The sequence below is a fragment of the Streptococcus sp. Marseille-Q7156 genome, assembly GCF_965119495.1.
This window is the reverse complement of record NZ_CBCPLU010000001.1, coordinates 1,564,415-1,577,416: the sequence shown is the minus strand read 5'-3', so window position 1 is coordinate 1,577,416 and position 13,002 is coordinate 1,564,415. Positions and strand designations below refer to the sequence as shown.

Sequence of the window (13,002 nt, the reverse complement as noted above, 5' to 3'; positions counted from 1 at the left end):
GTCTCTTTTGTGGATGGGAGTCCTGTTTATCGAGTTTCCCTTCTATGACAAACTCCGCTTCCAATGGCGATTTAAAGGCAAGCAGAAGTGAGTATCAAATTCCTTTGAGGAGAAAGAAATGAAAGTCAATATAGCAGATCTTCATCCGACTCAACTATACTTATCAGAAAAGAAGTTGCAAGATATTCAGATGCTTTATCAGTCGGTAGAACTAAACAATGTTGATCCAATTAGTATTCTTGCCTTTGGAAATTGCTTGTTGATTACAGATGGGCATCATAGGGCTTATCAGGCTTTATTGGCAGGTTGGGATACGATTTCTGCTGAGTGGGATAGAGATGGTGGTGATGAATTATATCACCTCTATGCGCAAGCTTGTGAGGAAAGAAAGATTTACTCTGTTCTGGATTTAAAAAATCATATCTTAGCTCAAGATGAGTATGAAGCAAAATGGTATAACTGGTGTGATGGTTTTAATCAAGCAACAACTCTCTTATTGAAAAGGAAAGCTGATGAAACAGATTTTACAAATAGATAATGCACTACGTCTCGTTCCTTATTGTAAGGTCAATCATTGTGAGGAAGCTTTTGCTTGGTATCAGGATGTGAACTTGGTTTACCTCGTAGATGGGGTAAAGCTTCCTTACAGTCAAGAAACTTTGGAAGCCATGTATTCCTATTTGGATCAGCATGGTGAACTTTTTTGGATTGAAGTCAAGGAGAAGGGAGAATGGTTTCCAATTGGGGATGTTACACTATCTCAGGATAATCTCCCCATTGTGATTGGGAATTCAGCTTACCAACATCGAGGACTTGGAAAAAAGATTCTAAGTGCTTTGATTGAATTGGCTCGAGTAAAAGGATGGAAAGAATTGAGAGTCAAGGAAATCTACACCTACAATCATGCTTCTAGGAGGTGTTTCAAGTCGCTTGGATTTGTTGAAAATGGAGCAACAGAAAAAGGAACGAGTTTTGTATTGAAATTAGTCTAATCTAACTTGTTTTTTAACTAAAAATCTGATAAACTATGTAGTAATTGAATAGAAATCTGCAAGACTAGTAACTCAAGGGAAGTATATCAGGGAGGAGAGCCGTGACTGCAAGCTCTCTATATGAAAGCTGGGTGAATTCACTTGCGCATGGATTTAGAAATGAAGGTCTGACTTGTCAGATGAAAACGGATGGTACCGCGTGTCAACGCTCCGAGTGGAGTTTTTGGCATGTGGTTTTCTTTTTATCTGATAAGCGACTGATGGAGGAATTATGTCAACTATTGAAGAACAATTAAAAGCGCTTCGTGAAGAAACGCTGGCAAGCTTGAAGCAGATTACTGCTGAAAATGAAAAAGAGATGCAAGAATTGCGTGTCTCAGTCCTTGGTAAAAAAGGTTCGCTCACTGAAATTCTCAAAGGGATGAAAGATGTCTCTGCTGAGATGCGTCCAATCATTGGGAAACACGTCAATGAAGCGCGCGATGTCTTGACAGCAGCCTTTGAAGAAACAGCTAAGCTCTTGGAAGAAAAGAAAGTCGCGGCTCAACTGGCTAGCGAGAGTATCGATGTGACACTTCCAGGTCGTCCAGTTGCGACTGGTCACCGTCATGTCCTTACACAAACCAGTGAAGAAATCGAAGATATTTTCATTGGGATGGGTTACCAAGTCGTGGATGGTTTTGAAGTGGAGCAAGACTACTATAACTTTGAACGTATGAACCTTCCAAAAGGCCACCCAGCTCGTGATATGCAGGACACTTTCTATATCACAGAAGAGATCTTGCTCCGTACTCATACATCTCCTGTACAGGCGCGTGCTATGGATGCCCATGATTTTTCAAAAGGTCCTTTGAAGATGATTTCGCCAGGGCGTGTCTTCCGTCGTGACACAGACGATGCGACCCACAGTCACCAGTTCCACCAAATTGAAGGCTTGGTTGTTGGGAAGAACATTTCTATGGCAGACCTTCAAGGAACCCTTCAGTTGATTGTGCAAAAAATGTTCGGTGAAGAGCGTCAGATTCGTCTGCGTCCATCTTATTTCCCATTCACAGAGCCATCTGTTGAGGTGGATGTTTCTTGCTTCAAGTGTGGTGGAGAAGGCTGTAACGTATGTAAGAAAACAGGTTGGATTGAAATTATGGGGGCCGGTATGGTTCACCCACGTGTCCTTGAAATGAGTGGTATCGATGCGACTGTTTACTCTGGCTTTGCCTTTGGTCTTGGTCAAGAGCGTGTAGCTATGCTCCGTTACGGAATCAATGATATCCGTGGCTTCTACCAAGGAGATGTCCGCTTCTCAGAACAGTTTAAATAATGATTAGAAAAGTAGAAAAGGCAGATGTTGGGGTGTTGTCCAAAATTGCCAAACAAACCTTTCGTGAAACATTTGCGCATGATAATACGGAAGAGCAGTTACAGGAATACTTTGAAGAGGCTTATAGTCTGAGAGTTTTGTCAACTGAGTTGGAAAATCCAGAATCCGAAACCTACTTCATTATGCATGAAGAGGAGATAGCTGGTTTTCTCAAAGTCAACTGGGGAAGTGCTCAGACTGAGAGAGAATTAGAGGATGCTTTTGAAATTCAACGCCTCTATGTGCTACAAAAATTCCAAGGATTTGGACTAGGTAAGCAACTGTTTGAATTCGCTCTTGAACTTGCCGAAAAAAATGGTTTTTCCTGGGCTTGGTTAGGTGTTTGGGAGCATAATACAAAAGCTCAAGCGTTTTATAATCGATATGGTTTTGAAAAATTTAGCCAACATCATTTTATGGTTGGTCAAAAAGTAGATACAGATTGGTTACTGAAAAAGAAATTAAGGTAAGAAGATGATTCTTCTATTGAAATGATAGGAAAGGAAAAGAACTAGAGTGGCAACGGTCATTCTGGAGAACTAAATTATGCTTGTATCTTATAAATGGTTAAAAGAATTGGTGGACATTGATGTGCCATCACAAGAGTTGGCTGAAAAAATGTCAACTACAGGGATCGAGGTCGAAGGTGTCGAATCACCTGCTGCTGGTCTCTCAAAAATTGTCGTCGGTGAGATCTTGTCTTGCGAAGACGTGCCAGAAACTCACCTCCATGTTTGTCAGGTTAACGTTGGCGAAGAAGAAGCCCGTCAAATCGTTTGTGGTGCCCCAAATGTGCGTGCTGGTATCAAGGTTATGGTGGCTCTTCCAGGAGCTCGCATCGCTGACAATTACAAGATCAAAAAAGGGAAAATCCGCGGTCTTGAGTCACTTGGAATGATCTGTTCCCTTGGTGAATTGGGAATTTCTGACTCAGTTGTGCCTAAGGAATTCGCAGATGGCATCCAAATCTTGCCAGAAAATGCCGTTCCAGGTGAGGAAGTCTTTTCTTACCTAGACTTGGATGATGAAATCATCGAACTGTCTATCACACCCAACCGTGCGGATGTCCTTTCTATGCGTGGGGTAGCTCACGAAGTAGCAGCTATCTACGATAAGGCAGTCAACTTTAAAGAATTTACTCTTTCAGAAACTGACCAAGCTGCAGCAGATGCTCTTTCTGTGGGCATTGAGACAGACAAGGCGCCTTACTATGCAGCTCGTATCTTGGACAATGTGACTATCGTACCAAGTCCACAATGGTTGCAAAACCTTCTTATGAATGAAGGTATCCGTCCTATTAACAACGTAGTGGACGTGACCAACTACATCCTGCTCTACTTTGGTCAACCTATGCATGCTTTTGACTTGGATACCTTTGAAGGGACTGACATCCGTGTGCGTGAAGCGCGTGCTGGTGAAAAATTGATGACCTTGGATGGTGAAGAACGTGACTTGGACGTGAATGACTTAGTTATCACTGTCGCAGACAAGCCAGTAGCCCTTGCCGGTGTCATGGGAGGTCAAGCAACAGAAATCTCTGAAAAGTCTAGTCGTGTTGTCCTTGAAGCTGCAGTCTTCAACGGAAAATCAATCCGCAAGACCAGTGGTCGCCTGAACCTTCGTTCAGAATCGTCTTCTCGCTTTGAAAAAGGCATCAATGTGGCAACTGTTAACGAAGCCCTTGATGCGGCGGCTAGCATGATTGCAGAACTTGCAGGTGCGACGGTGCGTAAAGGCATCGTTTCATCGGGTGAACTTGATACCTCTGATGTGGAAGTTTATTCAACTCTTGCTGATGTTAACCGTGTCCTTGGTACAGAACTTTCTTACGCGGATGTAGAAGACGTCTTCCGTCGTCTTGGCTTTGGTCTTTCTGGAAATGCAGACAGCTTTACAGTCAGCGTCCCACGTCGTCGCTGGGATATCGCTATCGAGGCAGACCTCTTTGAAGAAATTGCTCGTATCTATGGTTATGACCGCTTGCCAACCAGCCTTCCAAAAGACGATGGTACAGCTGGTGAATTGACAGTTACACAAAAACTCCGCCGTCAAGTTCGTACGATTGCTGAAGGAGCAGGTTTGACAGAAATCATCACCTATGCTCTAACAACTCCTGAAAAAGCAGTTGAGTTTACGGCTCAACCAAGTAACCTTACTGAACTCATGTGGCCAATGACAGTGGACCGTTCTGTCCTCCGTCAAAATATGATTTCTGGTATCCTTGATACAGTGGCTTATAACGTGGCTCGTAAGAATAAAAACTTGGCCCTTTATGAGATTGGAAAGGTCTTTGAACAAACTGGCAATCCAACAGAAGAACTTCCAAATGAGATCAACAGCTTTGCCTTTGCCTTGACAGGCTTGGTTGCTGAAAAAGATTTCCAAACAGCAGCAGTTCCAGTTGATTTCTTCTATGCTAAAGGAATCCTTGAAGCCCTCTTTGCTCGTTTGGGATTCCAAGTAACTTATACAGCAACATCTGAAATCGCTAGCCTTCATCCAGGTCGTACAGCAGTCATTTCACTCGGTGACCAAGTTCTTGGTTTCCTTGGTCAAGTACACCCAGTTACTGCTAAGGCCTACGATATTCCAGAAACGTATGTGGCTGAGCTCAACCTTTCAGCCATCGAAGCTGCCCTTCAACCAGCTGCTCCATTTGAGGAAATCACGAAGTTCCCAGCAGTCAGCCGTGACGTTGCCCTTCTCCTCAAGGCAGAAGTGACTCACCAAGAAGTTGTAGATGCTATCCAAGCTGCCGGCGTGAAACGTTTGACAGATATCAAACTCTTTGACGTCTTCTCAGGTGAGAAATTGGGACTAGGTATGAAGTCAATGGCTTATAGCTTGACCTTCCAAAATCCAGAAGACAGCTTAACGGACGAAGAAGTAGCACGCTACATGGAAAAAATCCAAGCATCGCTCGAAGAAAAAGTCAATGCAGAAGTGCGTTAAGTTATTAGAGTTTGAAATGAAAGTTTAGACTTAAACATAAAAAACGAATAAAACTAGTTTTCTAGACGGTTAGAATTCTATTTTGTTCGTTTTTTGTTTTTAAATCTTAGGTCTTGTTAGTGTGAATGAAGCTGTTCTTATATACTTTCTTGATTTCGCTTTTATAACTGTTTAAGACTACAGTAGATTGAAATAAACTGCGAACAAATCTATTGGGGAATTCAAACAAGTTTATAGCAATGTTTTAGAAGTTTCAATGTGCTGTTTCAACTTCGGCATGAAATAAAATCTAAGTGTATTTTTATTTTTCTGTCTAATAAATCAAAATACTTGATTTATTAGCATAACAATGATAAAATTAGAATTAGAATAGTGTATATGTGATTCTTTTAGTTAATATATATATATATATTAACTAGCATTACCGTCTTCACTAGTTTAATAAATTATAAAGGAGTCTTTATAGATGGAAAATAATTATTCTATGAGTCGAGTAGAACGCTCACGTCGTGAGAAGGTAACTCGTTACTCTGTCAGAAAAGTAAGTTTTGGTGCGGCCAGTGTAGCGGTTGCAGCATTTTTTATGTTTTTGGGAAATGGTGCAGTGTATGCAGCAGAACCAAACGTAACAGCAACAGATTCTGCCCTAGCAGCTACTCCAGCAAATAATCAGTTGGATGAAAATTCTGGTAGCAGTGAAGCTACTGTTTCGAAAGCTCAAGCAGATACAACTACTCCAACACCTGCTGATGCAAGCTCAACATCAGTGGAGTCAGCTACTGTTTCGAAAGCTCAAGCAGACACAACTACTTCAAAACCTGCTGATGCTACTCCAGCGCCAGTAGTATCATCTACTACTTCAACAACAGAAGAAAAATCAGCAGAAAAAAACACTGAGGCATCATCTGCAGAAGCAAATAGCGTAGAAAACAAAGAACAAACAACAGTGAAAGCTGAAGAGAAAGCTGCTACTCCAGTAACAGAAAGCAATAAGCCGAAATCACGAAAAAGACGTGCCGCAGACACTAGTTCAACAGCACCGAATACTACAAGTGATGAGGCGGCAAATCAAGTTTTTGAAACACCAAATCAAAATGTAACTTTAGAGGAGTTATCTAAAAAGTTACAAGGATTACCGAGTAAGGTAGAAAATAATAGCAAGCTACAAAATATGGATAAGCTAGGAGAAGAGAAAAGTCTTAAAGAAGGGAAGGTTGCAGAAATTAACGAATTTGGTGGTTGGACATCGGTTAATGGAGGGGTTTTTGCTATCGCAAGAAAAACAATAGACGGGGTTTTTCCACTAGAGACTATAAATTCAACATTAGATGATAAAGTTTGGCTAAGAGAACAAGCCTTTGATAGATCAAGCCAATATATCTTACTGTTATCAAAAAGTAGAACTAGAGCAAACAAAGATGCATTAGTAAAAGACAATAGTCAATACAGAGATTCAAATGAAGGGAGTGGTATAACAAAGAATGTGGTAGGCTTCAATGGTATTGAAAAGACTTTTAAAGCTTACTCCAAAGAACATGGATCGAGTGTTGTTGTGAAATTTAAGACAGGTTATGCTGGAGATTCTGAAGGATATAAAGCTAACTATAAAGTAGAAGTATTCAGTATAGTTGGAAGCACTGAAAAAAAGGTCTATGAGACTACTTTTGATCCGTCTAAGAATTATAGTGATCAAGATAAAATAGTGACCAAGGCGAGTGATGGAACTAATAAGGACATAATTAGAATTTCAGAAACTTCGAATGGTTTTGTGCAGGGACAAACTAAGACTCGTAACAAGTTTATAGGTAAAGAACAAGCTGAGAAGAAAATTGCTGAAGCTAGTAATATTCCGAATGGTAAATCGGGAACATTTACGAGTAAAAATATTGTATTAGATAAAGGTGTTGAAAAATATAAAGTAAGGGTCAGTTTAGCAGATGAAAATAGAACAGGTATGAGTTATCAAGCTTGGGATATAAAATATTCACTGCCGATATCAGGACTTGACTTCACTCTTTCTCAAGATACAAGAGATGTTGCAAAAGATTTGTTGACAAGGGTTTATAATAAATTAAAAGAAACTGAAGCGTCAGATGTAAGCTGGAGAACAGATGATAGTAAGGCGGCATATGAGGAACAATTAGCAAAAATTCAAAGTTTGATCTCAGGTTCAGATAATTCTAAATCTACAGATGATTATAAAGAAGCTTTAACGGAAGTGTTAGCTAAAAAAACAGCATTGGTAGATGAAGAGAAAACAGTAAAAGACGCCGCTAAACAACAAGTAACAGAAAAACTGAAAGAGAAGTTATCTGAAATTGAAACTTCAACAGTTACTACGCAAGAAGAAAAAGATATAGCAAAACAAGCAGCTCAAGACGAAGCTAAAAAAGCTATAGATAAAATTGATAATGCAACTGATAAAACAAAAGCAAATGAGGCAAGAGATGCTGGAGTAAATCAAATAACGCCAATAATGCCGGTAGCAGCAGTAAAACCAGCCGCAAGACAAGCGATTGAAGATGCTTATACTGCAAAAGTTGCAGAGATTGAGAAACGTCCTGAGTTAACAACAGAAGAAAAAACAGCTGCGAAAGCAGAAGCACGTAAATTGGCAGATGCAGCTAAAGCAAATGTTGATAAGGCAAAAACAAACAATAGAGTGGATACAGTTAAAGCTTCAGGCGTTGATGAAGTAGATGCTTACAGTCCAGCGGGTGTGGAAAAAGACACAGCTAAAAAAGCCGTAGAAGCCGCATTAAAAGCACAAGAAAAAGCGATTGACGCAAAAGCAGATTCAACAACAGAAGAAAAAGAAGCTGCTAAAGAAGAAGCTAGAGCGAAAGCAGAAGCAGCCAAAGAAGCCATCGATAAAGCAGATTCTAATGCGAATGTAGCAGCAGCTAAAGAAGCAGGAGTAGGAAAAATTACCCCTGTAGTGCCAAAAGCAGAAGTAAAACCAGCCGCAAAACAAGCGATTGAAGATGCTTATACTGCAAAAGTTGCAGAAATTGAGAAACGTCCTGAGTTAACAACAGAAGAAAAAGAAGCAGCCAAAGCAGAAGCACGTAAATTGGCAGATGCAGCCAGAGCAAATGTTGATAAAGCGAAGACAGACGATGCAGTAGAAACAGCAAAAGAATCTGGAACAGGAAAAGTCGAAGCAGTAGATCCAGCAGCTGTAGAAAAAGACACAGCTAAAAAGGCCGTAGAAGCCGCATTAAAAGCACAAGAAAAAGCGATTGACGCAAAAGCAGATTCAACAACAGAAGAAAAAGAAGCTGCTAAAGAAGAAGCTAGAGCGAAAGCAGAAGCAGCCAAAGAAGCCATCGATAAAGCAGATTCTAATGCGAATGTAGCAGCAGCTAAAGAAGCAGGAGTAGGAAAAATTACCCCTGTAGTGCCAAAAGCAGAAGTAAAACCAGCCGCAAAACAAGCGATTGAAGATGCTTATACTGCAAAAGTTGCAGAAATTGAGAAACGTCCTGAGTTAACAACAGAAGAAAAAGAAGCAGCCAAAGCAGAAGCACGTAAATTGGCAGATGCAGCCAGAGCAAATGTTGATAAAGCGAAGACAGACGATGCAGTAGAAACAGCAAAAGAATCTGGAACAGGAAAAGTCGAAGCAGTAGATCCAGCAGCTGTAGAAAAAGACACAGCTAAAAAGGCCGTAGAAGCCGCATTAAAAGCACAAGAAAAAGCGATTGACGCAAAAGCAGATTCAACAACAGAAGAAAAAGAAGCTGCTAAAGAAGAAGCTAGAGCGAAAGCAGAAGCAGCCAAAGAAGCCATCGATAAAGCAGATTCTAATGCGAATGTAGCAGCAGCTAAAGAAGCAGGAGTAGGAAAAATTACCCCTGTAGTGCCAAAAGCAGAAGTAAAACCAGCCGCAAAACAAGCGATTGAAGATGCTTATACTGCAAAAGTTGCAGAAATTGAGAAACGTCCTGAGTTAACAACAGAAGAAAAAGAAGCAGCCAAAGCAGAAGCACGTAAATTGGCAGATGCAGCCAGAGCAAATGTTGATAAAGCGAAGACAGACGATGCAGTAGAAACAGCAAAAGAATCTGGAACAGGAAAAGTCGAAGCAGTAGATCCAGCAGCTGTAGAAAAAGACACAGCTAAAAAGGCCGTAGAAGCCGCATTAAAAGCACAAGAAAAAGCGATTGACGCAAAAGCAGATTCAACAACAGAAGAAAAAGAAGCTGCTAAAGAAGAAGCTAGAGCGAAAGCAGAAGCAGCCAAAGAAGCCATCGATAAAGCAGATTCTAATGCGAATGTAGCAGCAGCTAAAGAAGCAGGAGTAGGAAAAATTACCCCTGTAGTGCCAAAAGCAGAAGTAAAACCAGCCGCAAAACAAGCGATTGAAGATGCTTATACTGCAAAAGTTGCAGAAATTGAGAAACGTCCTGAGTTAACAACAGAAGAAAAAGAAGCAGCCAAAGCAGAAGCACGTAAATTGGCAGATGCAGCCAGAGCAAATGTTGATAAAGCGAAGACAGACGATGCAGTAGAAACAGCAAAAGAATCTGGAACAGGAAAAGTCGAAGCAGTAGATCCAGCAGCTGTAGAAAAAGACACAGCTAAAAAGGCCGTAGAAGCCGCATTAAAAGCACAAGAAAAAGCGATTGACGCAAAAGCAGATTCAACAACAGAAGAAAAAGAAGCTGCTAAAGAAGAAGCTAGAGCGAAAGCAGAAGCAGCCAAAGAAGCCATCGATAAAGCAGATTCTAATGCGAATGTAGCAGCAGCTAAAGAAGCAGGAGTAGGAAAAATTACCCCTGTAGTGCCAAAAGCAGAAGTAAAACCAGCCGCAAAACAAGCGATTGAAGATGCTTATACTGCAAAAGTTGCAGAAATTGAGAAACGTCCTGAGTTAACTACTGAAGAAAAAGCAGCAGCCAAAGCAGAAGCACGTAAATTAGCAGATGCAGCAAAAGCAAATGTTGACAAAGCGAAAACAGATGATGCAGTAGCGGCAGCAGAAGACAAAGGAACTACAAAAGTAGCAGATGTAGATCCAGCAGCAAAAGCAAAACCAGCAGCAAAAGCGGCAGTAGATGCAGCATTGGCAGAAAAAGACAAAGCGATCGACGCTAACGACAAACTTTCAGATGCAGAAAAATCAGCAGCGAAAGAAGAAGCTAAGAAAGCAGCAGACGAAGCTAAGAAAGCAATCGATGCAGCAGCAGACCAAGCTGGAGTAGACGCTAAATCAACTGAAGGAACAGCCGCAGTAGAAGCAGTCAACCCAGTAGGAAAAGACAAAGCTAAAGCGGCAGTAGATGCAGCATTGGCAGAAAAAGACAAAGCGATCGACGCTAACGACAAACTTTCAGATGCAGAAAAATCAGCAGCGAAAGAAGAAGCTAAGAAAGCAGCAGACGAAGCTAAGAAAGCAATCGATGCAGCAACTGATCAAGCTGGAGTAGACGCAAAAGCAACTGAAGGAACAGATGCAGTAGCGGCAGTAAACCCAGTAGGAAAAGACAAAGCTAAAGCGGCAGTAGATGCAGCATTGGCAGAAAAAGACAAAGCGATCGACGCTAACGACAAACTTTCAGATGCAGAAAAATCAGCAGCGAAAGAAGAAGCTAAGAAAGCAGCAGACGAAGCTAAGAAAGCAATCGATGCAGCAGCAGACCAAGCTGGAGTAGACGCTAAATCAACTGAAGGAACAGCCGCAGTAGAAGCAGTCAACCCAGTAGGAAAAGACAAAGCTAAAGCGGCAGTAGATGCAGCATTGGCAGAAAAAGACAAAGCGATCGACGCTAACGACAAACTTTCAGATGCAGAAAAATCAGCAGCGAAAGAAGAAGCTAAGAAAGCAGCAGACGAAGCTAAGAAAGCAATCGATGCAGCAACTGATCAAGCTGGAGTAGACGCAAAAGCAACTGAAGGAACAGATGCAGTAGCGGCAGTAAACCCAGTAGGAAAAGACAAAGCTAAAGCGGCAGTAGATGCAGCATTGGCAGAAAAAGACAAAGCGATCGACGCTAACGACAAACTTTCAGATGCAGAAAAATCAGCAGCGAAAGAAGAAGCTAAGAAAGCAGCAGACGAAGCTAAGAAAGCAATCGATGCAGCAGCAGACCAAGCTGGAGTAGACGCTAAATCAACTGAAGGAACAGCCGCAGTAGAAGCAGTCAACCCAGTAGGAAAAGACAAAGCTAAAGCGGCAGTAGATGCAGCATTGGCAGAAAAAGACAAAGCGATCGACGCTAACGACAAACTTTCAGATGCAGAAAAATCAGCAGCGAAAGAAGAAGCTAAGAAAGCAGCAGACGAAGCTAAGAAAGCAATCGATGCAGCAACTGATCAAGCTGGAGTAGACGCAAAAGAGGCTGAAGGAAAAGCAGAAATCGCTAAAGTAACACCAGCAGCAGCGGTAGAAGTAGGAAAATCAGCAGCGAAAGCGGAAATCGAAAAAGCAGCAAAAGCCAAAGAAGCAGCCATCGAAGCTAACGACAAACTTTCAGAAGCAGCAAAAGCAGCAGCAAAAGCACAAGTAGCAGCTGAAGCTAAGAAAGCAATCGAAGCAATAGAAAAAGCTGCAACAGAAGCAGATGTAGAAGTAGCGAAAGAAGCAGGAAAAGCAGAAATCGCTAAAGTAGCACCAGCAACAACAGATTACAAGGCTAAAGCCAAAGCAGAAGTAGAAGCTGAACTAGCTAAGAAATTAGCTGAACTTGAGAATGCAACTGATTTAACAGAAGCAGAAAAAGCAGCGGCAAAAGCACAAGTAGTCAACAAAGCTAAGGAAGCAATTGAAGCGATTCAAAAAGCAGCAACAGAAGCAGATGTAGACCAAGCGATTCGTAACTTTGTTTACCGTATTTCAGCAGTTATTCGTGAGCAAGAAGAATATGATTTATCAAAATTGTTTGTAAATGGTTCTGTAACTGTTAAGCAAGGTGAATCTTTAACAGATAAAGATGTTTTATCAAAACTAAACTTACCAAGCGGTGTAGAAATTGTTAAGGTTGAAAAACCTACAACATCAGCATTAGGTACAGTGATGGCTAAAGTAACAGTTAAATTAGCAGATGGAAGCGTAGAAGAAATTAACGTACCTGTTGAAGTGATTGTTTCACAAAATCATGGAAATGAAGGAAATGGAGCAAATAACGGAGCTAATAACACTGAAGCCAAAGTTAATAAAGCTAAGTTAGAAGGTGCTATCCATCAATTAGATGAATTGCTCCTTAAAGAATCAGCTAAGCTTGATGCAGAAACTGCAAAAGAAGCGAATGTATTATCAGCAGATGCTAAGAAAGTATTTGCCAATGCAGACGCAACTCAAGCAGAAGTGGATGCAATGGTTAAACGTATCGAAGACTTCATGGCGAAAGTTGCTCCATCAACGGATCATGCAAATACAGCTAACGATCAATCTGCTCAAACACCAGCTGTAGTTCCAGCTAACAACCAATCTGTGCAAACAGCAGTTGTAGCTCCAGCTACTACTCAAGCAGCAGCTAATGCTAGCCAAACAGTATCAGCACAAGCAAATGCGCGTAAAGCGGCTAAAGAATTGCCAAATACAGGTACAGTAGATTCTACTGTAGCTATGGTAGCAGCAGCTGCAAGTGCATTACTTGGTCTCGGTCTTGCAGGCCGTCGTCGTAAAGAAGACGAAGAAGCTTAATTAGTAGATTGTTTGATTATTAGATAATGAATCTGATTTTTAGAGTTTAAACA

Annotated in this window: 6 protein-coding genes and 1 pseudogene; all 7 read left to right on the top strand. The window is 41.2% G+C overall.

What is annotated here, in order from left to right; genetic code table 11:
- Positions 1-13 precede the first annotated feature (13 nt).
- Positions 14-91 (top strand): annotated as a pseudogene (locus tag ACWPV5_RS07285) (phosphatase PAP2 family protein); the annotation flags it as partial.
- Between the two features lie 27 nt (positions 92-118).
- On the top strand, positions 119-538 hold the full coding sequence (locus tag ACWPV5_RS07280) for a chromosome partitioning protein ParB (RefSeq protein WP_049521070.1): 420 nt from the start codon (positions 119-121) through the stop codon (positions 536-538).
- Positions 513-992, top strand: a complete 480-nt coding sequence (locus ACWPV5_RS07275) for a GNAT family N-acetyltransferase (RefSeq protein ID WP_224218907.1) — start codon at positions 513-515, stop codon at positions 990-992. The genes ACWPV5_RS07280 and ACWPV5_RS07275 overlap by 26 nt, the downstream gene beginning before the upstream one ends.
- 271 nt (positions 993-1,263) lie before the next feature.
- Positions 1,264-2,310, top strand: a complete 1,047-nt coding sequence (pheS, locus tag ACWPV5_RS07270) for a phenylalanine--tRNA ligase subunit alpha (protein WP_454383097.1) — start codon at positions 1,264-1,266, stop codon at positions 2,308-2,310.
- Positions 2,310-2,819, top strand: coding sequence for a GNAT family N-acetyltransferase (locus ACWPV5_RS07265; RefSeq protein ID WP_454383095.1), 510 nt, complete (start codon positions 2,310-2,312; stop codon positions 2,817-2,819). The genes pheS and ACWPV5_RS07265 overlap by 1 nt, the downstream gene beginning before the upstream one ends.
- A gap of 76 nt (positions 2,820-2,895) precedes the next feature.
- Positions 2,896-5,301 (top strand): phenylalanine--tRNA ligase subunit beta, encoded by a 2,406-nt coding sequence (gene pheT / locus ACWPV5_RS07260; protein ID WP_454383093.1) that lies wholly within the window; start codon positions 2,896-2,898, stop codon positions 5,299-5,301.
- Positions 5,302-5,767: 466 nt separating this feature from the next.
- The gene (locus ACWPV5_RS07255; RefSeq protein WP_454383091.1) at positions 5,768-12,949 is read left to right on the top strand and encodes a DUF1542 domain-containing protein; all 7,182 of its coding nucleotides are present in this window, start codon (positions 5,768-5,770) and stop codon (positions 12,947-12,949) included.
- The last annotated feature ends 53 nt before the right edge of the window (positions 12,950-13,002 follow it).